Genomic DNA, 22,350 nt, shown 5'->3' with positions numbered 1-22,350 from the left:
CTCAGACGGAGCTGCCTCATGTTCATCCAGACCGAATCCACCCCAAACCCGGCCACGTTGAAATTTCTGCCCGGCCAAACGGTTCTTGAGGCTGGAACCGCAGATTTCCCGACAGCCGAGGCTGGTGACAAGTCCCCATTGGCCAAACGAATCTTTGCGGTAAACGGCGTGACGGGGGTGTTCTTTGGAAACGACTTTGTCACGGTGACCAAATCCGACGATGTTCAATGGGATCACATCAAACCTGCAATTCTTGGCGCAGTGATGGAGCATTATCAATCCGGTCAACCCGTCATGGGTGCCGACGCGGCAGCGGCCTCGGGTCATGCCGAACATACCGGAGAAGATGCAGAAATCGTCAACCAGATCAAAGACCTGCTGGACAGCCGCGTGCGCCCGGCCGTGGCACAGGACGGTGGCGACATCACCTTTCATGGTTTTGATCGCGGCGTCGTCTATCTGCACATGCAAGGCGCCTGCGCGGGATGCCCGTCATCGACCCTGACACTGAAGATGGGTATCGAAAACCTGCTGCGCCATTACATCCCCGAAGTGACTGAGGTTCGCCCAGTTGCCGTCTGACCCGACGATCCTGGCATTTGATACATCGGCCGCGCATTGCGCGGCCGCTTTGTTGCGTGGCGGTGTGATCGCAGTATCCCGTGTCGAAGGCATGTCGCGGGGTCAAGCCGAACGATTGATGCCCTTGCTGCAAGAAGTGCTGACCGAGGCCGGTTGCGTATGGGCCGATCTGGACGCTATCGGTGTTGGGATTGGGCCAGGAAATTTCACGGGTATACGCATCTCGGTCTCTGCCGCCCGGGGCCTTGCCTTGGGCCTTGGCGTCCCGGCGGTGGGCGTTTCTGGATTCGATGCTCTGATTGAACTGGCAGAAGAGAGCCAACTTCCAGCCATCCCTGCGCCGCGCGAACAGGTGTATGTACAACTTCCCGGAACCGGCCCTTGCCTTTTGCCTAGGGACGAGGCCGAACAGCATGGGCCTTTGTATGTCTGCTCCGACCCCGCATTGCAGGTACAAGCCGTTGCCAGACATGCCGCAAGACGATGGCGCAAGGTCAGTGCACCTCCGGCCCCGCTATATGTCAGACCTGCGGACGCAGCCCCGTCCCGAGATGTGCCGCCTGTGTTGCTGGACCAATGACGCCTTACGAGATGGCAGCGACACATGCAGCGGCATTCACCCAGTCACGCCCATGGACTGCCGATGAATTCGCCAGCCTTTTGGAGAACCGGTTAACTGATTACGTTGGGGATGACCGTTGCTTTGCCCTGTTTCAGGTGATCGCGGGTGAGGCAGAGTTGCTGACGATTGCGACTCACCCCGCGTTTCAAAGACAAGGTCTGGGGTTTCAGACCATGCGCAACTGGCACGACCGGGCAGTCACCTTGCAGGCAAACCGCGCTTTTCTGGACGTCGCAGCCGACAATGTTGCAGCAATCGCGCTGTATGGGCGATCCGGGTATCGCCAGTGCGGTCAGCGCAAGAGTTATTATTCCAGAAAAACAGGCCCAAATATCGATGCTCTTGTGATGGAACGCCCACTGCCCTAACGGCAACCAAAGATTTTTTAGACCATTTGGTCAGAAATCAATTGACCATGACGGTTGCAAACGTCCTTAATTCCCGCCATCACAACACTTATGCTCGCTAAAAGTGGGTAAACGGGGCTAATCTGACTTCGTGCCAACAAAAAAAATGGGAGACTTAAATGACCCTGATGAAATCCTTGATGGGTGCTGCCGCTGCTGTCGCTCTGACCGCAGGTGCAGCTTTCGCCGAACCGGCGCTGATCTTTGACCTGGGCGGCAAGTTCGACAAATCTTTCAACGAAGCTGCCTATAATGGCGCGCAGCGTTGGGCCAATGAGACCGGCGGCAAGTATCGCGAGATCGAGATCCAGTCGGAAGCACAGCGCGAACAGGCTCTGCGCCGTTTCGCAGAATCAGGTGCCAACCCGATCATCACCATGGGCTTTGGTATGGCTGATCCGTTGTCGGCTGTTGCAGGCGACTATCCTGAAACCAAATTCGTGGCTGTCGACGTGAACTGGCTGGACATCCCCAACATCCGCCAGATCGGCTTTGCCGAGCATGAAGGGTCGTACCTGGTTGGCATGATGGCCGCGATGGCATCAAAATCCGGCACCGTTGGCTTTATCGGCGGTATGGACATTCCGCTGATCCGCCACTTTGGCTGCGGATACGCACAAGGCGCCAAAGCGGTGAACCCGGACATCAATGTTGTCGCCAACATGACCGGCACCACCCCTGCGGCGTGGAACGATCCTGTAAAAGGTTCCGAACTTACAAAAGCACAGATCAGCCAGGGTGCTGACGTGATCTATGCCGCGGCTGGTGGTACAGGTGTAGGCGTTCTGCAAACGGCAGCCGACGAAGGCATTCTGTCGATCGGCGTGGACAGCAACCAGAACCACCTGCATCCGGGCAAGGTCCTGACGTCGATGCTGAAACGTGTCGACGTCGCGGTGTATGACGCGATGAAAGCAGGTGACGCCGTAGAAACCGGCGTGTTCACCATGGGACTGGCCGAAGAAGGTGTAGGCGTCGCCATGGACGATAACAACAAAGAGCTTGTCTCAGTTCGCATGAACGATGCGGTGGAAGAAGCCCGCAAAGCCATCATCAACGGCGATATCACCGTTGTCAGCTATTACGAGAACGACAGCTGCCCCGCACTGCAGTTCTGATATCGCGCGGGGCGGAAGGAACCCTTCCGCCCTGCCATCCACTCTGCCATCCGTGCCACCTGCCGGATGGGCTTTTCGGCAGTTGAGGGTAAGACATGACCGTCCCCGCCATTGAGCTCAAAGGGATTTCCAAATCCTTTGGGCCGGTTCAGGCCAACAAAGACATCTCAATCAGCGTCGCCCCCGGTACGATCCATGGGATCATCGGTGAAAACGGTGCGGGCAAGTCCACGCTGATGAGCATCCTCTACGGCTTTTACAAAGCCGACAAAGGTGAAATTTGGATCAACGGAACAAAGACCGAAATCCCTGACAGCCAGGCGGCTATCGCCTCGGGCATCGGGATGGTGTTTCAGCATTTCAAGCTGGTGGAGAATTTCACGGTTCTGGAAAACATCGTTCTGGGTGCTGAAGATGGCGGCCTTCTGGCTCCGTCTCTGGTCAAGGCCCGCAAAGAGCTGAAAGAACTGGAAGAAGAATACGAACTGTTCGTTGACCCCGACAAACGCATTGATGAGATCGGTGTGGGGATGCAGCAGCGTGTCGAGATTTTGAAGGCTTTGTATCGCAAGGCCGAGATTCTGATTCTGGATGAACCAACTGGTGTTCTGACCCCGGCTGAGGCTGACCAACTGTTTCGTATCCTGGATCGTCTGCGGGCCGAAGGGAAAACGATCATCGTGATCACCCACAAGCTGCGCGAAATCATGGAAAACACCGATACCGTTTCGGTCATGCGCCGTGGGCAGATGACAGCTACGGTGAAAACTTTGGACACCAGCCCGGAAGAACTGGCCGAACTGATGGTAGGCCGTAAGGTTTTGCTGCAAGTCGACAAGGTGCCTGCGACGCCGGGCAAACCCATTCTTGAGATCGAAAAGCTGAGCGTTTTCGATTCCGCCGGTGTTGAACGGGTCAAAGGTATCGACCTGACCGTTCGTGCCGGTGAGATCGTCGGTATTGCCGGTGTGGCGGGCAATGGGCAGTCGGAACTGCTGGAGGTTCTGGGCGGGATGCGTCCGGGACAAGGCTCGATCAAGCTGAACGGCGAACCGCTGGCCCTAAGCGGAGCCGGATCTGACGGTCAGGCGCGTCGTGCACAGCATATAGCGCATGTGCCGGAAGATCGGCAGCGTGAAGGCCTGATTATGGATTTCCACGCGTGGGAAAACGTGGCCTTTGGCTATCACCGGGACCCCGCTTATCAGCGGGGCCTGTTCATGGACAATGCCGCGTTGCGTGCTGATACCGAAGCCAAGATCGAGAAATTCGATGTCCGGCCACCGGATCCTTGGCTTGCAGCCAAGAGCTTTTCGGGTGGAAACCAGCAGAAAATCGTCGTTGCCCGCGAAATCGAGCGAAACCCTGACCTGCTGCTGGTCGGCCAGCCGACGCGCGGCGTTGACATCGGCGCGATCGAATTCATTCACAAGCAGATCGTGGCCCTGCGCGATCAAGGCAAGGCGATCCTGCTGGTTTCGGTTGAGTTGGAAGAGATATTCTCGCTGTCCGACCGGATCGCAGTGATGTTCGACGGGCATATCATGGGTGAACGGCTGCCCAATGAAACAGATGAAAAAGAACTTGGCCTGCTGATGGCCGGTGTTGCAGGAGAGGCCGCGTAGGATGGAAAAAATGCCTAAATGGGCAGATGTTGTTCTGATCCCGCTGATCAGTCTGATGCTGGCCGCTATCCTGTCGGCGCTGGTCATTCTCGCCATCGGAGAAAACCCCGTCGAGGCTGTTAAGCTGATGGTTTCGGGCGCGTTGGGGTCAACCTATGGCTGGGGCTATACGCTCTATTACGCAACAAACTTCATGTTTACCGGCCTTGCGGTCGCCGTCGCATTCCACGCCCGCTTGTTCAACATCGGTGGCGAAGGTCAGGCGATGTTGGGCGGTCTTGGGGTGGCAATGGTTTGCCTTTACGTCGACTGGCCGCATTGGAGCATTGCATTGCTTGCGGCCTGCGCGGCATCAATGCTGTTCGGCGCGTTTTGGGCCGCTATCCCGGCCTATCTTCAGGCCAAGCGCGGCAGCCATATCGTGATCACCACGATCATGTTCAATTTTATCGCCGCTGCGTTTCTCAACTACATGCTGGTCAATGTCATGCGCCCGCAAGGGTCGCAGGACCCGGCAACCGCACGGTTCCCCGAATCCGTCCATCTGCCAACATTCCAGTCAATGTTCTCAACCGCAGAGAACGTGGTGTTCCGGGGGGCTCCGGTAAACATTACGTTCTTCATCGCTTTGCTGGCCTGTGTCGTCGTCTGGGCGCTGATCTGGCGGACCCGGCTGGGCTATGAAATCCGTGCTTACGGCCACTCGGAAACCGGCGCGGTCTATGCCGGCATCTCGCCGGTTCGCATTACCATTGTTGCGATGCTGATCTCGGGTGCGCTGGCAGGTCTGATGGCCATCAACAACGTTATGGGCGAGGCGGAGCGCCTTGTTCTGAACTCGACCGAGGGCGCTGGGTTCATCGGGATTGCGGTGGCCCTTATGGGGCGGTCACATCCTTTCGGCGTATTGCTGGCCGCGCTTTTGTTCGGGTTCCTATATCAGGGCGGGGCCGAGCTGGCACTGTGGGCATCGATCCCGCGTGAACTGATCGTGGTCATTCAGGCGCTGGTGATCCTGTTCACCGGGGCACTGGACAACATGGTACGGATGCCGCTTGAGAAACTGTTCCTTGGTATGCGGAAGAGGGCAGAGTAATGGACTTCTTTGTAACCCTCATCCAGGTTCTGGATTCGACCATCCGCCTTTCCACGCCGCTTCTGCTGGCCTGTTTGGCCGGTCTGTATTCGGAACGGGCTGGCATTTTCGACATCGGGCTGGAAGGTAAGATGCTGGTAGCCGCGTTCTTTTCTGCGGCTGTCGCGGCGGTTACAGGGTCAGTCTGGCTGGGCCTGCTGGCTGGTATCGGATCGTCACTGGTGCTGTCAGGACTGCACGGGTTGGCATCGATAACCTTCCGGGGCAACCAGCTGATCTCGGGTGTCGCCATCAACTTTCTTGCCTCGGGCCTGACGGTGCTTGTCGCCCAAAGCTGGTTCCAGCAGGGCGGTCGCACGCCCTCGCTCTTTGGTGGCGGCCGGTTCGAGCCTATCAATTTTCCATTTTCCGACGCGCTCGGAGGGGTTCCGATTGTCGGCCCGATCTATTCCGAACTGCTCTCAGGCCATTCCATCCTTGTCTATGTCGCATTCCTGATGGTCCCAGCGACATGGTGGGTGCTCTTCCGCACACGGTTCGGCCTGCGCCTGCGAGCTGTGGGTGAAAACCCGGCAGCGGTCGACACAGCAGGCGTGTCCGTGGTTGGCCTACGTTTCGCAGCCGTCGCGATCTGTGGTGTACTTTGTGGTATTGCAGGTGCTTACCTGGCAACGGCTTTGCAGGCTGGGTTCGTCAAAGAAATGACCGCTGGTCGCGGCTTTATTGCACTGGCTGCCCTGATCTTTGCCAAATGGCGCCCGTGGCACGCCATGTGGGCCTGTTTGCTGTTTGGCCTGCTTCAGGCCGTAGCACTTCGATTCCAGAACATCGATCTTGGCGGCATAGTGATTCCGGTCCAGGTGATGGATGCCCTGCCCTATATTCTGACAGTGGTTATTCTGGCCGGGTTTGTTGGCAAGGCCGTACCACCGCGTGCAGGCGGAGAGCCCTACATCAAGGAGCGCTAATAAGGCCAGTTCCGAAATGAGTTTCGGTCCTGTTCGCTGCAAGGCGGCATGCAGAGTTGATTTTGCATGCCGCAACCGTTCTAAGAGGGTATGCACGTATACCTTCCCATAGCCGAAGTTTCTGTCAGCCCATTCCTGCTGTTGGGGATCGGTGGGGTCGTCGGTGTTTTATCCGGCATGTTCGGGGTCGGCGGAGGATTTTTGATCACTCCGCTGCTGTTTTTTATCGGCATTCCCCCGGCGGTTGCCGTGGCCACATCGGCCAATCAGGTTGTCGCCTCTTCTATTTCGGGATTGCTGGCGCATCTCAGGCGCAAGACCGTGGACCTAAAGATGGGAAGCGTTCTTCTGACCGGAGGGTTGTTTGGCGCGGCCCTGGGTATGCTGGTTTTCAATTTTCTCAAACACCTCGGTCAGGTCGATCTGGCTGTACAGATTTGCTACGTCGTGTTTCTGGGGGCCATCGGGACCCTCATGTTCATCGAAAGTCTTGCCGTCATCCGAAAGGCCAGCAAGTCCGGTACTCAATCTGCCCCCAAGCGACGCCAGCGTACATGGGTTCACACACTTCCCTTCAAGATGCGGTTTCGGGCATCAAGCCTTTATATCTCGGTTATACCACCTGCGCTGGTCGGGTTTGGCGTTGGCATCCTGTCTGCGATCATGGGTGTCGGCGGAGGGTTCATCATGGTGCCCGCGATGATCTATGTTCTTGGCATCCCAACCAAAGTGGTTATCGGGACATCCCTGTTCCAGATCATTTTCGTCGCCGGTTTCACAACCATGATACATGCATCGACAAATTTCAGCGTCGACATAGTCCTTGCCCTGTTCCTGTTGACCGGCGGAGTTCTGGGCGCACAGTTGGGGACGCAGATCGGTGCGCGTCTGAAAGCAGAACAGCTGCGCATTCTACTCGCGCTTCTTGTCATGAGTGTTGCCGGAAAGATCGGATTTGACCTTCTGTTGCCGCCAATAGAGATCTTTTCTCTGGCAGAACCGGGAGGGGTATGATGTTGATCGATCCGCGCCACGCGACAATTACCGCTCTTGAACTCGAGTGTGATAGAAGGCAAGCCAAGACCCAGCGCAAAGTGACGGTATCATGCATATTTACCTGCCCATAGCCGAAGTCTCGGTAAATGCATTTCTACTCCTTGGTCTGGGTGGAATGGTTGGAATTCTGTCGGGGATGTTCGGGGTCGGCGGCGGGTTCCTCATGACGCCGCTGCTGTTCTTCATTGGCATACCACCGGCTGTTGCGGTTGCGACCGAGGCCAATCAGATTGTTGCCTCGTCTTTTTCCGGGGTGCTGGCTCATTTTCGACGAAAGACCGTAGACCTCAAGATGGGTACGGTATTGTTAACAGGTGGTCTGATCGGGGCTGCGTTGGGTGTTGTTGTCTTTAACTACCTAAAAAGCCTGGGCCAGGTCGACCTTCTGGTAACCCTCTGTTACGTGGTCTTCCTTGGTATCATTGGCAGTCTGATGTTCTTCGAAAGCCTGAGGGCGCTGCGCAAAGCCAAAAAAGGCGGGGCAGCGCCAGCCAAGCGCCGCCAACGTGGCTGGGTTCATTCAATGCCCTTCAAGATGCGCTTTCGCACATCAGGTCTTTATATCTCGGTCATTCCACCGGCTGTGGTTGGTCTAAGCGTCGGGGTCTTGTCCGCGATCATGGGTGTCGGTGGCGGTTTCATCATGGTCCCGGCGATGATCTACCTGCTGGGGATGCCTACCAAAGTCGTTGTCGGCACATCGTTGTTTCAGATCATCTTTGTAACTGCATTTACAACAATGCTGCACGCGACCACCAACTATACAGTGGACATCGTCCTGGCGGTTTTGCTGCTGGTCGGAGGCGTCGTTGGCGCTCAGATCGGAACCGTAATCGGATCGCGCATGCCGGCTGAACAGCTGCGCGTTCTGTTAGCGGCGCTGGTTCTGGTCGTCTGCGGCAAGCTGGCCCTTGATTTGCTTCTTGAACCATCCGAGCTTTATTCGCTTGGCAACAGCGGGGGGCATTGAGAATGCTGCGCTATGTCTTTGCCGCTTTGTGCCTGTTCAGCCTGCCAGCCGCTGCCGATGAAGAGCAGGTCGTCCTGGGCCTTAGCCAGGATCGTGTTGCGATCACTGCCGACTTTGACGGGTCCGAGATCCTCATTTTCGGGGCCATCAAACGGGAAACCCCTATTCCCCCAGGCCCACCGGTCGCGGTTATCGTCGCAGTTGCAGGCCCGTCCGAGCCCGTTACGGTTCGCCGCAAAGAGCGAAAGCTGGGAATATGGGTTAACACCGATAGCGTTCTGGTCGACCTGGCACCAAGCTTTTACGCGGTTGCCACCAGCGAACCGTTGGATCAAATTCTGACCGATACCGAAGACCTGCGTCACCGCATTTCGATTGAACGCGCGATCCGGTCGGTCGGAGCGGCCATGCACATCCGTGGTGCTCAGGATTTTGCAGATGCCGTAATCCGTATCCGTGAATCCGAACACCTGTATTCCATCCGCGAGAACACAGTGGCCGTCGACGAGCAAACCTTGTTCCGGACGTCAATCGACATGCCCGCGGACCTCACCGAAGGGGATTATTCCGCCCGGATCTTCCTGACCCGCGGAGGAGAGGTCGTATCACAATACGAAACCACAATCGATGTCCGCAAAGTCGGGTTGGAGCGGTTTCTGTACAACATGTCCCGTCAGCAACCCGTTTGGTACGGGCTGATGTCATTGGTTATCGCGATTGCCGCAGGTTGGGGCGCGTCGACAGCGTTCCGTCTGTTGCGGGAAAACTGACACTCACCCCCTGCCGATATAGGGCATGGTCGTGGCCATGACCGTCATGAACTGCACATTCGCTTCGGGCGGCAAGGTGGCCATATGCAGAACAGACCGCGCGGCATCTTCGACCGCCATGGTCGGGTCCGGCGTCTGGCCTGCCGCCTGCGCCGCATCCACCAGATCCTGAACCATCTGCGTACGTGCGTTGCCGATATCGATCTGACCACATGCAATTCCAAAGGATCGCCCATCCAGTGAAAGGCTGCGCGTCAGCCCCGTAATGGCATGTTTGGTCGCCGAATAATGTACAGAATTCGGGCGCGGAACATGCGCAGCAATCGAGCCGTTATTGATGATCCGCCCGCCCTGCGGGCTTTGATGACGCATGATCCCAAAGGCCTCTCGCGCGCATAGAAACATACCGTTCAGGTTGACGTTGACGGTTTGATACCAATCGTCCAACGCGATTTCGTCGATTGTGCCGCCGCGGGCAAAAATACCAGCGTTGTTAAACAGAACATCAAGTCGCCCTGTCCGATCCATGAAGGCGTGGAACGCCTGTTTGACGGCGTCCGGGTCGGTCACATCTGCGGGTAATGCTATGGCCGCCGGGTATTCCTGCGCGAGGGCATTCAGCTTGTCCGCGCTGCGCGCCAGCAGCCCGACCGTCCAGCCCTGCACCAGAAAAAGCTCGGCGGTGGCCCGACCTATGCCAGAGCTTGCACCAGTTACGATTATGGAACCCATGTCTCTTCTGTCTCCAGTGTGAGTGAAACTGCGGGGACCGCGCGCAAATCATCAATCTGCAACGGATGGCTGGGCTTCGACAGCCGGTTACGGACCACCCAGATCAAACGCTCTTGTGCGCGTGTGATCGCAACATAAGCCAAACGCTTCCACAAAGGTTGCCCGGCCTCGGAACGGCCCATACGGGCCGCGGCGTAAATGTCAGGGGCAAACACCTGAACCGTGTCCCACTGTGATCCTTGTGCCTTATGTATCGTCACCGCAGCCCCGTGCAAAAACGTCGCCCCCATGCGGGCAGCAAAAGGAATGAAGGGCTCTTCCTCATCCGGTTTTTCGATCTGGACAATCGACGCAGCACTGACCTGAGGGTCTTCGGCCCCCATCACATGCAAGCGAGAAAACCCCGGTTTGCGACCGGGACCAAGATAAACAACCTGGGCCCCCTTGATCAGGCCGCGCGCCTCAAGATCCAACCGCTTCTTGCGGTGCTTCAACGGCAACTCGATCCCGTCGCAGATCAGCGGCTCGCCTTCCAAAAGCTCCGTATCCGGTGCACCATGAACCTGCCTGAACGCCTGTATCAAACGAATGCGCGTGGCGTTGCGCCAGACCAGAACCGGGCTGCGCGCCATCAGATCAACTTCGACCCGCTGCCCCCAAACGACCCTGTCATCCCGCCGGGCAGTGTCTTCGACCAGACGTTCAAATTCTTCAAATCCCATCGACGGATCGGCAAGAGCGTGCGCCAGATCCAGAATCGGGTTATCCGCGTCCTGCCGATGCACACGCTGAAGCGTCAGCTTTCGCGGTTCGGGCAAGGCTTCAAACACCATGCTGCCGGACTGATTGACCGGAGCCAACTGTGCGGGATCACCGAACAGTAGAAGGGTCGGGAATATCTCTTTCAGGTCCTCGAACTGACGATCATCCAGCATCGACGCCTCATCGACAAACCCGATATCCAGCGGTTCCTCACGTCGTTTCCAACCAGTGATGAAATCTGAACCGCGCAATCCGGCTGCGGCCAGCGCTCCGGGGATCGATTTGTTGTTACGATAAAACGCAGCGGCACGGTCCAAAGCTTCGTCTGTCAGACCTTCGATCTCGGGGCGTTCATCATTCCCGGCCAGCCACTCGGCGATACGCTCGTATTCTGGGTCATAGACCGGCGTATAAAGGATGCGGTGAATAGTAGTTGCCGGAACACCGCGAAGGCGCAGAACACTTGCGGCTTTGTTCGTGGGGGCCAGAATGGCAAGGCTGCGCTTGTCTCTGGATTTCCGGCTTTCGTAATCGCCGGACACGACCTGAACGCCGGTCTCCGCCAGCGCTTTGTAAAGTTCGGCCAGTAGCAACGTTTTGCCGGACCCGGCCTTGCCGATGACAGCCATCACACCAGACTTCCCTGCCCCCGGCAGTTTCAGAAGGGCATCGTCCTCCAGGTCGACACCGGCTGAGCGCAGCATCTCAGCGATGCTGTCATACGCGGCGGCCTGATCATCTGAGAAGGTCACGTTGGGCAAAGACATGGCGCGACCCTACAGGGCCGCGCCAACCATCACCAGATGCGGAATTGCGTTTTCCGGCCCTTAGGCAGACAAGGCAAATCGGTGCAGTTTGGATCGCCCGAAAGCCGCCTTGAACCACATGCGCGAAAGCTCACGCGGGATCCCTGCCCGTTCAGCCACGCGGTTGCAATCATCCGCTGAATAGGGCCACAACCCAACCGAGATCTGGTCACGCCCTTTGCCTTGGGTTCCAAGTACCTCGGGGGACGACCCGATCAGACGATAGATCCGGATCATACGGGCATCAAAAACACCGGCAATATGCGTCAGGCCAAAGCCTTCCATCATCTCGCCCCCGCTTAGCATGATGGCCCCGGCAGTGTGCGGGCTGGCTGTGCGGGACAGGCAGAACCGGGTCACCTCCCAGATCAGCGGGCTGCAAATCGGCTTGCCGCCGTTGAGATGCCCAAACACCTCATTGATCATTACCCGGCCGGTTGTCGGCAATACCCGCATCGACCCGCCATGGCTGCCATCCGGTTCTTCCCAGATGACATAAAGCGGGTTGAGGTCGTCGTACTCATCTCGCTCTTCTCCTTTTTTGTTGACATGGACATCCCACCCCAACCGGGTTTTGAACTGATCTGCGCGATCCTTGAACATCCCCTCAGCCAGAGTCGGAAATCTGTGTAACTCATCGGCATATAGATAACGCAACATGACTTTTCCCCTTGTCGTCCTGTGCAGGAACGAAGGGGGTACAGAGTCGTGGTTAATATTGCGTTTTGAGGACGCTCTGGCCTTAAACGACTATTAATCCCCGGCTGAGTGCCGTTGCGATTGCGTGGGTCGTGTTAAGGGCTCCGAGTTTCGACCGGGCGCTTTCAATGTAAACGCGTAGCGTGTGTTCGGAAATCGACAGGGAATGCGCCACCTGAGCACGGCTGTAACCCAGTGCCAAAAGGGTAATGGCATCGATTTCACGGGGTGACAGGCCGCGCGTGGCATCCGGTTGCCTGTCCTTTTCAAACTCCAGCGCTTTGCGGTTGATGTAGTGCGCAACAAGAATCAACTCACGCCCGTAGGTCGAGATGAAGGTCTGCCAGGTTTGATCGTCGCAGCTGTGGTTAACGGTAAAAAGAGCGAACTGACCGTTTGGCCCTCGGATCGGGATCGAGTATCCCTGATTGCCGACCCCATGGTCGTGGGCATCCTGAAGGAAAGATTTGGCCACCTTGCTGGACCAGTCCAGAGACTTCCAGTCAACTGGGTGAAATCGCTGGAAACACCCCAGAATTACAGGGTCGATACGATGATAGTTTTTTTCCCTGTACCGTTCGTCCCAGGCGTCTGAGTAGGTCGTATAGCCGTATTGGTCCCCCGCGCCGTCAACCCAATGATATGTCAGATGTGCGACCTTCAAAGTGTCTCGCAGACACTCGGCAACGATGCTGAGCTCTTCAAGCGTGCTGGTGTTTTCCAAATCCTGTAGGATTTGACCCAAATCGGTTTTCGTTCCCATCCGCGGGCGCCCGTGCCTCGTTCTTCAGGGACGCAATCTCGGCCGCGGCAATCAGTCTTGTATCATCAAGCTGTTCTGCAAGCGCGCTCAACCCATTCGCAACGGCGAACGCATTGAGGTCCGATAGTACGTCCAATATCCACTCATTTTGCGCCATCAGGGTCTCTCTGAAACAGTTAACGAAGCGTTAACACAACCATAACATGTATGATCTTTTTCGACCTATTCACCGGTTTCTACTCCCCAAAAATAGCGGGAGTAAGAATCGCAAGCATTTGAAACCATGAAAAAGGTCTGCAAACAGCAAACCACCCGCGAACCGGCAGTGCGATTCGCGGGTGGTTTTTGTCTAACGTCCTAAACTTTATCAGCCTGCGTCCAAAACTTCTTCGAGGGTGCGCAGCCCGGTACGCGGCGCCTGAACAAGCACAGACATGTTGCCCGGCTTGTGTTCATTCCGCAGCATTTTCATATGTGCTTCCGGTAGGTCGTTCCAGGCAAACACCTCGGACATACAGGGATCCAGGCGGCGCTCGACCATCAGCTTGTTCGCCGCCGCCGCCTGTTTCAGATGGGCAAAATGCGAACCCTGCAGGCGTTTCTGGTGCATCCACATGTAACGCACATCGAATGTGCAGTTAAACCCGGACGTCCCCGCACAAATCACAACCATGCCGCCTTTTTTCACCACGAAAGTCGAGACCGGGAAGGTGCTCTCGCCCGGATGCTCGAACACCATGTCGACATTGTTGCCCTTGCCGGTGATGTCCCAGATTGCCTTGCCGAATTTGCGGGCCTCTTTGAACCACTCGGCGTATTCGGGCGTATTGACCGTGGGCAGTTGACCCCAGCAATTAAAGTCGCGGCGGTTCAAAACCCCCTTTGCGCCCAGACCCATGACGAAATCACGCTTGCTTTCGTCCGAGATCACCCCGATCGCGTTTGCCCCGGCTGTGTTGATCAACTGGATAGCATAAGATCCCAGACCGCCCGAGGCACCCCAGACCAGAACGTTCTGACCCGGTTTCAGGTCATGCGGTTCGTGACCAAACAGCATACGATAAGCTGTCGCCAGTGTCAGCGTGTAGCACGCTGCTTCTTCCCATGTCAGGTGCTTAGGGCGCGGCATCAACTGTTGAGCTTGCACGCGCGTGAACTGGCTAAATGAGCCGTCAGGTGTTTCGTAGCCCCAGATCCGCTGGCTGGTCGAATACATTGGGTCGCCGCCGTTGCATTCTTCGTCGTCGCCATCGTCCTGGTTGCAGTGGATGACAACTTCGTCGCCAACCTTCCACCGCTTGACCTTGTCACCAACGGCCCAGACGATACCCGATGCATCAGAGCCCGCGACATGGTACGGTGCCTTGTGGCCATCAAAGGGGCTGATCGGCTGGCCCAGTGCAGCCCAGACACCGTTGTAATTAACGCCTGCTGCCATCACCAGAACAAGCACCTCATTGCTGTCCAGCGTGGGTACATCGACCACTTCCTGCTGCATCGCTGTGCTTGGCTCGCCATGGCGTTCCTTTCGGATGGCCCAGGCGTACATTTGTTTCGGCACATATCCCATCGGAGGGATCTCACCCATTTCATAGAGGTCTTTTTCGGGTGCCTCATACGACGCGATACCGGTTTCGGTGTCCAAAGCCATGCTGGCCTCCTTTTTCAATACTTTTGCCGCGACGCAGAATCGCGTGCTTTATCAGATGAAATATTGGCCGCTGCGAAATATTGCAACCTGTTTCGATGAGAAATTGTAATTTTATGACCCAGCAGTTGCAGAAATTATTTTGCAGACGCAGAATTTGAGGGGCGCGCGGAAACCGGTACAGATGCTGCATAATACTCCAGCAGATCACCGCGTTGCCCAGATGCAGAAAGAATATCTCCCTGCCGCTTGAGAATCCGTCGTTCAATCAACTGGTCCAAAGCGCTTGATATGGCCGGCGCATTGTCTTGGGTCTGCCTACCGTCGCGTTCCATCATCGTCTGAATAGAGGACCGCAGATCCTGTTCCGCCATCGGCCCATTGTCACGTATCAGCAAACAGGCCGCAGGGGCCGGAACCAACGGGATCGCGTTCTGGATACGCTGCATCAATGTGCGCGCCAGATCGGTCATCATGTCGTCACTGCCTTCGGCCCGGAACTCTTTCAGGGAAATCGGCATTCCGTACCGGACCGATGCCAGCCCAAACCGCTTGTAGCGCCCGATCACTCGCCGCCAGATCTGTTTGAGAATCCAACGCGTGATGACCCCGATCCGCGCCCGGAAACGACGTTCTGTTCCCAACGCCGCGCGGGTCAGAATGGTGTCTTCAAGCACGCGATCATAATTCAAAGCGACGGGAACGAATACAACATCACGCCCCTGCGACGTCGTCCCATCCATTATGTACTTGAGCAATCCAAGCTTTGGGCGGGCGAGCGCTCCTGTCAGGCTTAAACCACCTTCTGGAAACATGGCTTGCGTCACTCCGGCTTCGGTCGCATGGCGCACATAGGTGGACAAAACCTGCCGGTAGAGCTCGCTGCCTGACTTGCGCCGGATAAAGTAGGCCCCCATTGCACGGATCAACCGACTGAGCGGCCAAACCCGAGCCCATTCTCCTACCGCGTAGGATAAAGCAGAATGCGGGGCCGCCAGATATGTAACCAACACGTAGTCCATGTTGCTTCTGTGGTTCATCACAAAAACAACGGTTGCATCAGGGTCGATAGTCCTGACCGCGTCTTCGTCTTCGTAGCTAAGCCGCACCTCGTAGAACGTATTGCTTAGCAGCCGGGCCAAACGGATCGCAAAACTGAAATAGGCGAAGGCGGAAAAGGACGGCACTATTTCGCGGGCATAGCGGCGTGCCTGCTCGGACGCGACAGCTTCGGGTATTCCGGTTTCAAGGGCGTGATGCTGGACCGCTTTACCGACCTGTGGATCATAAATCAGCCGTTGAATCATGTCGTGCCGACGGGCCAGCTTGAACGGTTGGATCGGACGTTGCAGGCGCTGGTTCAAACGCGCCACGGCACGTTCCAACCGGCGGCGGAAGAACCATCGGACTGACGGGAACAGGAAATGTGAAGCGAAAGTAACCATGGCAAAGACCACGATCAGCACAAAAAGCCAAAGCGGAAGTTCCACGGTTTGCGTCATGGCCGCACCTTGCCACCAATCGCAGCTGCTCACAATCTGAACAATTGCAGGATGCCGCAACGCAGCGAATTGACTTGTCCCTAAAATTGCGCTTTAGAACCCATAGACGTAATTTTATTGCCCACCGAAACGCGAGGCCCCTTCATGACGCAGATGCAGAAAGATCGCCCCTGGCTCATCCGGACCTATGCCGGTCATTCTACCGCCAAGGCCTCGAACGCGCTATATCGTGGCAACCTCGCCAAAGGGCAAACCGGTCTTTCGGTAGCCTTCGATCTGCCCACCCAGACCGGATATGACAGTGACCACACGTTGGCACGTGGCGAAGTTGGCAAGGTCGGGGTGCCCGTCTGCCATCTGGGCGATATGCGGGTTTTGTTCGATCAGATTCCATTGGAACAGATGAACACGTCTATGACGATCAACGCTACCGCCCCTTGGTTGCTTGCCCTTTACATCGCAGCGGCCGAGGAACAGGGCGCTGACGTTTCCAAGTTGCAGGGCACGGTCCAGAACGACCTGATCAAGGAATATCTGAGCCGGGGCACTTATGTTTGCCCGCCAAAACCGTCGCTGAAGATGATCGCGGACGTGGCCGAGTATTGCTATTCCAATGTCCCCAAGTGGAACCCGATGAATGTGTGTTCCTATCATTTGCAAGAGGCTGGCGCGACACCGGAACAAGAACTTGCTTATGCGCTGGCAACAGCCATTGCCGTGCTGGACGAATTGCGCCCACGAGTACCTGCCGAGGATTTCCCCGCGCTTTGCGGCCGGATTTCTTTTTTTGTGAATGCTGGCATCCGCTTTGTCACTGAAATGTGCAAAATGCGCGCATTTGTCGATCTTTGGGACGAAATTCTGCAACAGCGATATGGTGTCGAGAACCCAAAGTTCCGCCGCTTCCGCTATGGTGTGCAGGTGAACTCTCTGGGGCTGACCGAGCAACAACCTGAGAACAACGTCTACCGCATCCTGATCGAGATGCTGGCCGTAACCCTGTCGAAGAATGCACGCGCCCGTGCGGTGCAGTTGCCTGCCTGGAACGAGGCGCTTGGCCTGCCACGCCCTTGGGATCAGCAATGGTCCATGCGGATGCAGCAGATTCTGGCCTATGAAACTGACCTGTTGGAATTCGATGACCTGTTCGATGGCAACCCTGCTGTTGATGGCAAGGTCGAAGAATTGAAAGCAGGCGCGCGGGCAGAGCTGGCGAACCTGGATGCGATGGGCGGTGCGGTTGCATCAATCGAGTATATGAAATCCCGCCTTGTGGATTCCAACGCTGAACGTCTGAACCGGATTGAACGCAACGAAACTGTGGTCGTTGGCGTGAACAAATGGATGGAAGGCGAGGCTTCGCCCCTTCAGACCGAAGATGGCGGCATCATGGTCGTTGATCCTGCGGTAGAACAGGAACAGATCGACCGCCTGAATGCGTGGCGGGCTGAGCGCGACGAAGCGGCTGTTACAGCGACCTTGTCCGCGTTGCGCCAGGCGGCTCAGACAGGAGCGAACGTCATGGAGCCGTCCATTGCCGCTGCCAAGGCGGGTGTGACAACCGGGGAGTGGGCCGAAGAGATGCGCAAGGTTTTCGGTACTTATCGTGGCCCGACCGGCGTTTCCGGTTCGGTCTCGAACAAGACCGAAGGGTTGGAGGACCTGCGCGCGGCGGTTGATGCCGTCAGCGACAAACTGGGGCGGCGCCTGAAATTCCTGGTTGGAAAACCGGGGTTGGACGGCCATTCCAACGGCGCCGAACAAATCGCGTTCCGTGCCCGCGACTGCGGCATGGATATCAGCTATGAAGGTATCCGGCTGACCCCGGAAGAAATTGTCACCTCAGCCCGCGATGATGACGCACATGTCATCGGGTTGTCGATCCTGTCCGGTAGCCATCTGCCTTTGGTCGAAGATGTAATGGATCGGCTGCAAAAGGCTGGCCTGTCTCACATTCCCGTGGTTGTCGGCGGAATTATTCCGGATGAAGATGCCGCAAAATTGAAAGCCATGGGTGTAGCCAAGGTTTACACCCCCAAAAACTTTGAACTTAATGCGATCATGAGCGATATTGTAACGCTGGTTGACCCCAAAAACCTCGCAGCCGAGTAACTGAGGTTTTAGAACCTTAATTCCCCGTTTCTTCCCTTTGGATATTTGGGATGGAATAAACCATTCGCTAGAATTACGGTGCGCGCTCAAGTGTACCGTAAAATATATCCTTTGGAGATGAATGATGGGGTTCAATCTTGAACAGATGTCGCGCAAAGACCTTTTGGCATTGCGCGACGATGTCGAAAAAGCCTTGGTAGGAGCGGAAAAACGCGAGCGCCGTGAGGCTTTGAAAGCCGCAGAAAAGGCTGCCGCAGAATTCGGGTATTCGCTGTCCGAACTTTCAAGCGACGTACCCCGCGCATCCAAGCAAAAGAAAACAAAAGAAAAATACCGCAATCCTGGCAATCCGGAACAAACCTGGACAGGTCGTGGCCGCAAGCCGAAATGGGTGCATGACGCGTTGCAGGCGGGCGCCGATATTTCCGATCTAGAAATCTGATCAGGGCGGATCAAAACAATGACAATTCATATCGGCGCTGAAAAAGGCGAAATTGCAGACACTGTCCTATTACCCGGAGATCCTTATCGGGCGAAATGGGCAGCCGAGACGTTTTTGGACGATGTGAAACAGGTCAATAACGTCCGGGGAATGCTTGGGTTTACCGGAAATTGGAAGGGAAATCCTGTAACGATACAGGGTAGCGGCATGGGAATGCCCTCGCTCTCCATTTACGTAAACGAGTTAATTCGCGATTACGGTGCAAGAACCCTGATCCGAATTGGGTCGTGTGGCGGAATGCAGGACAGTGTCAAAATTCGAGACGTCATTCTGGCAATGACTTCGACGACGCTGAGTACGCCGTCACGCGGTATCATGAAAGAACTGAATTTTGCGCCCTGCGCCGATTGGAGTTTGTTGCAGGCGGCCGCGAAGGTGGCGGCTGCCAAAGGAACCCCTACCCATGTCGGTGGGATTTATTCTTCGGACGTTTTCTATGATGAGCGCCCGGACCTGAACGAACAGATGGTGCGTCACGGGATTCTCGGCGTCGAAATGGAGGCGGCCGAGCTCTATATCCTGGCAGCGCGCCACAAATGTCGTGCTCTGGCAGTTCTCACCGTTTCCGATCACCTTCTGACGGGAGAAGCTCTGCCATCCTCGGAACGTGAAAGCAGCTTTGGAGACATGGTGGAAATCGCGCTACAGGCCGCATTCCCGGGCAACTAGCGGTAAGGTGGGTGCCCGCCGATCCTAACGCCCGTGCGTGCGATCATAGCCATTGCGCGCCGGGCTTTCCCAACCATCCAGGTCTGTGACCGTCGCGGCAAATGTTTCGACCAACAAGGGATAACACGCGGCGGTGTCCGAGGAATGCTCGGACGAGCAATCCCCACCCGGACAGGCGCTGAGATTGCCAAGCAGATCGATCTCGGCAAAGAATTCCAGATAGTCGCCGGGGCGAACGGGCGATGCCTTCATGAAATACTGACCAGTATCCCGAGTGAAACCAGTACACATGAAGACGTTCAGAACGTCGTGCACCGCGGGTTCGGCCTCATCCATCGGGATATTCAGATGATCCGCCAACGCGCGGGTCAGGTTGGAATGGCAGCAATGATGATACTGCGTGCCGGACAGCAAATTGCCCGTATATGGATCACAACGCGTGCCAATCACGTCATGAACCGACCCCCCATGGGTATCGATCCCGTACCATTCCAGTGTATCCGCTATGATCGTGGCCATCGGGCGCAGATGTGGGAAACTGGACCACATCCGCTCTCCGGTGGTCAGGTGCGTACCATGCAGAGCCCGCGTTTTTCCGGAATAAAAGCGCTCGGACAAATCATTGCGGTTCCACAGGTTCAAATCGCCAACCTGCGGGCCTTGAACCGATGTGATGCGAAAGAAATGCCCGGCAGGTACATCGAAACAGCGCGCCTCACGCGGAGGAACCAGGACTTCGCCGGTTTTGACTGCCCGTTGGCGTACAGATCTGATCCAGGGCAAATCTGGTCGCGGCAAGGCATCGTTCGGATAACAAATGACAGGGGCGACCGAACGACGGGCTTCGGCATCTTCTGGGGGGCGGGCAGTATTCTCAGAACCGGTCATGGCGTGCAGAGTGGCGGATTCTCTGGCCCGCGAAAAGCCCTATTCTCAACCATTACTTGCCTTAAGACAGCGCATAGGTTGGTCCGGCGCAGCGACTGCCGCTCCACAAAAGCTACACCGCCAGATGCCATGGCGTCTGTCCTGTCGCCAACGACAATCCCGTGTCAGCGTGGAATGGCGCGAGCGCCAGAAAAAATAGGCGAACACTCCGGCGGCCAACAAAAGCAGAAGAACAGGCATTCCTCTGCTTTGCCGATTGACCGAAGTTTTTCAAGGGCTGTCGTATTGGATCAGGCCGCGTTTGCGTATTCGAACAGCTCGGGCTCTTTGTCGGCTTTAACCGGTTCCGGCGTGTAGTAGGCCCATGCCTGCTCCAGCAGTTTCAGCGCCTCTTTAGCGTCGATTTTTTGTTTGGATGTGTTTGCATTCATTGGAGTGATCCTGACTCGAACTCATCACTCCTCCCTGAGCAAAAAATAAGACAATGCAGCCGGGGCTACATCGCCTTATTTTGCAAGATCGACATGCGTTTACCGCAATTCGGTGCAGGTGATTATACCGCGCGTTCGACCATCATCTTTTTAATCTCGGCAATCGCCTTGGCCGGGTTCAGACCTTTGGGACAGGTCTTGGCGCAATTCATGATGGTGTGGCAGCGATAGAGCTTGAACGGATCTTCCAACTCGTCCAGGCGCTCACCCGTGGCCTCATCCCGACTGTCGATGATCCAGCGGTATGCGTGCAGCAGAGCAGCGGGGCCAAGATACCGATCGCCGTTCCACCAGTAACTCGGGCACGAGGTCGAGCAGCTGGCGCACATCACACACTCATAGAGACCATCCAGCTTTTTCCGGTCTTCGATCGACTGCTTCCATTCCTTTGCAGGACGGTTGGTCTTGGTTTCCAGCCACGGCATGATCGAAGCATGCTGGGCATAAAAATGAGTCAGATCAGGGATCAGATCTTTGACCACAGGCATATGCGGCAGCGGATAGATTTTCACGTCGCCCTTGATCTCATCCATTCCATAGATACAGGCCAGCGTGTTGATCCCGTCGATATTCATCGCGCACGATCCGCAGATGCCTTCACGGCATGATCGGCGAAATGTCAGGGTCGGGTCGATTTCGTTCTTGATCTTGATCAGCGCGTCCAAAACCATCGGCCCGCACGTGTCCATATCGACAAAGTAGGTATCGACACGGGGGTTCTGACCATCATCCGGGTTCCAGCGATAAATCTGGAACTTGCGCACATTGGTCGCGCCATCCGGCTTGGGCCAGGTCTTGCCGGTCGTAATCCGGGAATTTTTGGGCAGGGTCAGTTGAACCATGTCAATTCTCCATTCAGCACAAGGCCGCCTTTCAGCCTGTCCGGGCGCGCTGGGACGCCCCTCGGTTATAATGCCCCCAATGGGCGATGTTCACGTCAAAATCCGGCGCGAGCCAGTCCGCAACGCGCTGCGGATCACCACAGTCGATATCAAAGCGCAGGAATCGCGAGTTGCCGTCGAAATAGGCTTCGACCTCGGCATGGTGCACATCATACATATGCGCCCAGCCGTGTTTCACTTCATCCGCACTCTGCCCATTGGCTTTGCAGCACCGATCCAGATACCCGCCACCGGAATGGTTGGCGCGCGAAGCAATCCAGTCATCCCTGTCCCTCGTGTTCAGCAAGAAATATGCATTCGGGTAAGCTGCATGCAATTCACGGAAGAAACGCGCCCCGTCCAACATGAAGCGCGAACTGACAAAAGCGATGTCAGTGAAGGCCCGCACCGCTCCGAACCCGTCCAATGGTCGTCGCCCCATGGCAATGTTGGTCAACATGCGGTGCGCAAGGTTTCGGCCCTGGTCATCTTCCCAATGAACCGACGGTATCCCGCTATTCTGAAACAGCCTGTGAAACGAGGTCGTCGCACAGCGGTTCAGCCCGATCAGGATGATCTTGGGATCGCCTGAACCGGATTGCAGGACCTCGACCGTCATGACAAGCACCGGACACGGACCGACCGCTGGCCAATGGCCGTTGCGGTCTTCGTGGGTATTTG

At 56.4% G+C, this 22,350-nt stretch carries 23 protein-coding genes; 13 read left to right on the top strand and 10 right to left on the bottom strand.

From position 1 onward, the window contains the following. Positions 1-18 precede the first annotated feature (18 nt). From ACR0LL_RS08300 to ACR0LL_RS08255, 10 genes are all read left to right on the top strand, one after another. On the top strand, positions 19-582 hold the full coding sequence (locus ACR0LL_RS08300) for a NifU family protein (protein ID WP_209506461.1): 564 nt from the start codon (positions 19-21) through the stop codon (positions 580-582). Continuing rightward, complete coding sequence (gene tsaB / locus ACR0LL_RS08295) at positions 572-1,162, top strand: tRNA (adenosine(37)-N6)-threonylcarbamoyltransferase complex dimerization subunit type 1 TsaB (protein WP_480585612.1); 591 nt, start codon at positions 572-574, stop codon at positions 1,160-1,162. The genes ACR0LL_RS08300 and tsaB overlap by 11 nt, the downstream gene beginning before the upstream one ends. Further along, positions 1,159-1,572 (top strand): GNAT family N-acetyltransferase, encoded by a 414-nt coding sequence (locus tag ACR0LL_RS08290; protein ID WP_480585610.1) that lies wholly within the window; start codon positions 1,159-1,161, stop codon positions 1,570-1,572. Before tsaB ends, ACR0LL_RS08290 begins: the two co-directional genes overlap by 4 nt. Before the next feature lie 158 nt (positions 1,573-1,730). Then, on the top strand, positions 1,731-2,729 hold the full coding sequence (locus tag ACR0LL_RS08285; RefSeq protein WP_209506467.1) for a BMP family lipoprotein: 999 nt from the start codon (positions 1,731-1,733) through the stop codon (positions 2,727-2,729). Positions 2,730-2,824: 95 nt separating this feature from the next. Continuing rightward, positions 2,825-4,354: an ABC transporter ATP-binding protein gene (locus ACR0LL_RS08280; protein ID WP_480585608.1), complete on the top strand. Its 1,530-nt coding sequence runs from the start codon at positions 2,825-2,827 to the stop codon at positions 4,352-4,354. A gap of 1 nt (position 4,355) precedes the next feature. Next, positions 4,356-5,450 carry an ABC transporter permease gene (locus tag ACR0LL_RS08275; RefSeq protein WP_267363837.1) on the top strand — a complete coding sequence of 365 codons (1,095 nt, stop codon included), beginning with the start codon at positions 4,356-4,358 and terminating at the stop codon, positions 5,448-5,450. Further along, on the top strand, positions 5,450-6,418 hold the full coding sequence (locus ACR0LL_RS08270) for an ABC transporter permease (RefSeq protein WP_267363835.1): 969 nt from the start codon (positions 5,450-5,452) through the stop codon (positions 6,416-6,418). The genes ACR0LL_RS08275 and ACR0LL_RS08270 overlap by 1 nt, the downstream gene beginning before the upstream one ends. A 90-nt stretch (positions 6,419-6,508) precedes the next feature. Next, on the top strand, positions 6,509-7,432 hold the full coding sequence (locus tag ACR0LL_RS08265) for a sulfite exporter TauE/SafE family protein (protein ID WP_480585605.1): 924 nt from the start codon (positions 6,509-6,511) through the stop codon (positions 7,430-7,432). Between the two features lie 91 nt (positions 7,433-7,523). After that, positions 7,524-8,444 carry a sulfite exporter TauE/SafE family protein gene (locus ACR0LL_RS08260; protein WP_480585603.1) on the top strand — a complete coding sequence of 307 codons (921 nt, stop codon included), beginning with the start codon at positions 7,524-7,526 and terminating at the stop codon, positions 8,442-8,444. Between the two features lie 2 nt (positions 8,445-8,446). Continuing rightward, complete coding sequence (locus tag ACR0LL_RS08255; protein WP_480585601.1) at positions 8,447-9,214, top strand: TIGR02186 family protein; 768 nt, start codon at positions 8,447-8,449, stop codon at positions 9,212-9,214. 3 nt (positions 9,215-9,217) lie between these two features. Here ACR0LL_RS08255 and ACR0LL_RS08250 read toward each other — a convergent pair whose 3' ends face one another. From ACR0LL_RS08250 to ACR0LL_RS08225, 6 genes are all read right to left on the bottom strand, one after another. Further along, positions 9,218-9,946: an SDR family oxidoreductase gene (locus tag ACR0LL_RS08250; RefSeq protein ID WP_480585598.1), complete on the bottom strand. Its 729-nt coding sequence runs from the start codon at positions 9,944-9,946 to the stop codon at positions 9,218-9,220. Then, entirely contained in the window at positions 9,934-11,475 is a 1,542-nt protein-coding gene (locus ACR0LL_RS08245) for an ATP-dependent DNA helicase (RefSeq protein WP_480585595.1), read from the bottom strand. Before ACR0LL_RS08245 ends, ACR0LL_RS08250 begins: the two co-directional genes overlap by 13 nt. A 60-nt stretch (positions 11,476-11,535) precedes the next feature. Continuing rightward, the gene (locus tag ACR0LL_RS08240) at positions 11,536-12,174 is read right to left on the bottom strand and encodes an acyl-homoserine-lactone synthase (RefSeq protein ID WP_267363827.1); all 639 of its coding nucleotides are present in this window, start codon (positions 12,172-12,174) and stop codon (positions 11,536-11,538) included. A gap of 82 nt (positions 12,175-12,256) precedes the next feature. Further along, the gene (locus ACR0LL_RS08235; RefSeq protein ID WP_209506490.1) at positions 12,257-12,976 is read right to left on the bottom strand and encodes a helix-turn-helix transcriptional regulator; all 720 of its coding nucleotides are present in this window, start codon (positions 12,974-12,976) and stop codon (positions 12,257-12,259) included. A gap of 367 nt (positions 12,977-13,343) precedes the next feature. Then, positions 13,344-14,627 carry a crotonyl-CoA carboxylase/reductase gene (gene ccrA, locus ACR0LL_RS08230; protein ID WP_267363824.1) on the bottom strand — a complete coding sequence of 428 codons (1,284 nt, stop codon included), beginning with the start codon at positions 14,625-14,627 and terminating at the stop codon, positions 13,344-13,346. 134 nt (positions 14,628-14,761) lie between these two features. Further along, positions 14,762-16,126 (bottom strand): 1-acyl-sn-glycerol-3-phosphate acyltransferase, encoded by a 1,365-nt coding sequence (locus ACR0LL_RS08225; protein ID WP_480585592.1) that lies wholly within the window; start codon positions 16,124-16,126, stop codon positions 14,762-14,764. A 117-nt stretch (positions 16,127-16,243) separates the two neighbouring features. On the opposite strand from ACR0LL_RS08225, the gene ACR0LL_RS08220 reads away from it, so the two are divergent. The 3 genes from ACR0LL_RS08220 (at position 16,244) to deoD (ending at position 19,409) form a co-directional block, all read left to right on the top strand. Next, positions 16,244-18,238, top strand: a complete 1,995-nt coding sequence (locus tag ACR0LL_RS08220; protein WP_480585589.1) for a methylmalonyl-CoA mutase family protein — start codon at positions 16,244-16,246, stop codon at positions 18,236-18,238. Between the two features lie 124 nt (positions 18,239-18,362). Continuing rightward, on the top strand, positions 18,363-18,680 hold the full coding sequence (locus ACR0LL_RS08215; protein WP_480585586.1) for an H-NS histone family protein: 318 nt from the start codon (positions 18,363-18,365) through the stop codon (positions 18,678-18,680). 18 nt (positions 18,681-18,698) lie between these two features. Then, entirely contained in the window at positions 18,699-19,409 is a 711-nt protein-coding gene (gene deoD / locus ACR0LL_RS08210) for a purine-nucleoside phosphorylase (protein WP_480585584.1), read from the top strand. A 24-nt stretch (positions 19,410-19,433) separates the two neighbouring features. Here deoD and ACR0LL_RS08205 read toward each other — a convergent pair whose 3' ends face one another. The 4 genes from ACR0LL_RS08205 to ACR0LL_RS08190 form a co-directional block, all read right to left on the bottom strand. Next, on the bottom strand, positions 19,434-20,297 hold the full coding sequence (locus ACR0LL_RS08205; protein WP_480585582.1) for an urea carboxylase-associated family protein: 864 nt from the start codon (positions 20,295-20,297) through the stop codon (positions 19,434-19,436). 290 nt (positions 20,298-20,587) lie between these two features. After that, positions 20,588-20,728, bottom strand: a complete 141-nt coding sequence (locus ACR0LL_RS08200) for a hypothetical protein (RefSeq protein ID WP_267363816.1) — start codon at positions 20,726-20,728, stop codon at positions 20,588-20,590. Between the two features lie 122 nt (positions 20,729-20,850). Beyond that, positions 20,851-21,630, bottom strand: a complete 780-nt coding sequence (locus ACR0LL_RS08195; RefSeq protein WP_152456842.1) for a succinate dehydrogenase iron-sulfur subunit — start codon at positions 21,628-21,630, stop codon at positions 20,851-20,853. Positions 21,631-21,661: 31 nt separating this feature from the next. Further along, positions 21,662-22,288, bottom strand: coding sequence for a sulfotransferase (locus tag ACR0LL_RS08190; RefSeq protein WP_480585578.1), 627 nt, complete (start codon positions 22,286-22,288; stop codon positions 21,662-21,664). Positions 22,289-22,350 lie beyond the last annotated feature (62 nt).

This window comes from Ruegeria sp. AI2, assembly GCF_056541275.1.
This window is presented reverse-complemented; position numbering and strand designations above follow the sequence as displayed.

Bases quoted from the DNA above. Each gene is read 5' to 3' on its own strand.
- ACR0LL_RS08300 (WP_209506461.1), top strand. From the start codon at position 19: ATGTTCATCCAGACCGAATCCACCCCAAACCCGGCCACGTTGAAATTT.
- ACR0LL_RS08290 (WP_480585610.1), top strand. From the start codon at position 1,159: ATGACGCCTTACGAGATGGCAGCGACACATGCAGCGGCATTCACCCAG.
- ACR0LL_RS08285 (WP_209506467.1), top strand. From the start codon at position 1,731: ATGACCCTGATGAAATCCTTGATGGGTGCTGCCGCTGCTGTCGCTCTG.
- ACR0LL_RS08280 (WP_480585608.1), top strand. From the start codon at position 2,825: ATGACCGTCCCCGCCATTGAGCTCAAAGGGATTTCCAAATCCTTTGGG.
- ACR0LL_RS08275 (WP_267363837.1), top strand. From the start codon at position 4,356: ATGGAAAAAATGCCTAAATGGGCAGATGTTGTTCTGATCCCGCTGATC.
- ACR0LL_RS08270 (WP_267363835.1), top strand. From the start codon at position 5,450: ATGGACTTCTTTGTAACCCTCATCCAGGTTCTGGATTCGACCATCCGC.
- ACR0LL_RS08265 (WP_480585605.1), top strand. From the start codon at position 6,509: ATGCACGTATACCTTCCCATAGCCGAAGTTTCTGTCAGCCCATTCCTG.
- ACR0LL_RS08260 (WP_480585603.1), top strand. From the start codon at position 7,524: ATGCATATTTACCTGCCCATAGCCGAAGTCTCGGTAAATGCATTTCTA.
- ACR0LL_RS08255 (WP_480585601.1), top strand. From the start codon at position 8,447: ATGCTGCGCTATGTCTTTGCCGCTTTGTGCCTGTTCAGCCTGCCAGCC.
- ACR0LL_RS08250 (WP_480585598.1), bottom strand. From the start codon at position 9,946: ATGGGTTCCATAATCGTAACTGGTGCAAGCTCTGGCATAGGTCGGGCC.
- ACR0LL_RS08245 (WP_480585595.1), bottom strand. From the start codon at position 11,475: ATGTCTTTGCCCAACGTGACCTTCTCAGATGATCAGGCCGCCGCGTAT.
- ACR0LL_RS08240 (WP_267363827.1), bottom strand. From the start codon at position 12,174: ATGTTGCGTTATCTATATGCCGATGAGTTACACAGATTTCCGACTCTG.
- ACR0LL_RS08235 (WP_209506490.1), bottom strand. From the start codon at position 12,976: ATGGGAACGAAAACCGATTTGGGTCAAATCCTACAGGATTTGGAAAAC.
- ccrA (WP_267363824.1), bottom strand. From the start codon at position 14,627: ATGGCTTTGGACACCGAAACCGGTATCGCGTCGTATGAGGCACCCGAA.
- ACR0LL_RS08225 (WP_480585592.1), bottom strand. From the start codon at position 16,126: ATGACGCAAACCGTGGAACTTCCGCTTTGGCTTTTTGTGCTGATCGTG.
- ACR0LL_RS08215 (WP_480585586.1), top strand. From the start codon at position 18,363: ATGGGGTTCAATCTTGAACAGATGTCGCGCAAAGACCTTTTGGCATTG.
- deoD (WP_480585584.1), top strand. From the start codon at position 18,699: ATGACAATTCATATCGGCGCTGAAAAAGGCGAAATTGCAGACACTGTC.
- ACR0LL_RS08205 (WP_480585582.1), bottom strand. From the start codon at position 20,297: ATGACCGGTTCTGAGAATACTGCCCGCCCCCCAGAAGATGCCGAAGCC.
- ACR0LL_RS08200 (WP_267363816.1), bottom strand. From the start codon at position 20,728: ATGAATGCAAACACATCCAAACAAAAAATCGACGCTAAAGAGGCGCTG.
- ACR0LL_RS08195 (WP_152456842.1), bottom strand. From the start codon at position 21,630: ATGGTTCAACTGACCCTGCCCAAAAATTCCCGGATTACGACCGGCAAG.
- ACR0LL_RS08190 (WP_480585578.1), bottom strand. From the start codon at position 22,288: ATGACGGTCGAGGTCCTGCAATCCGGTTCAGGCGATCCCAAGATCATC.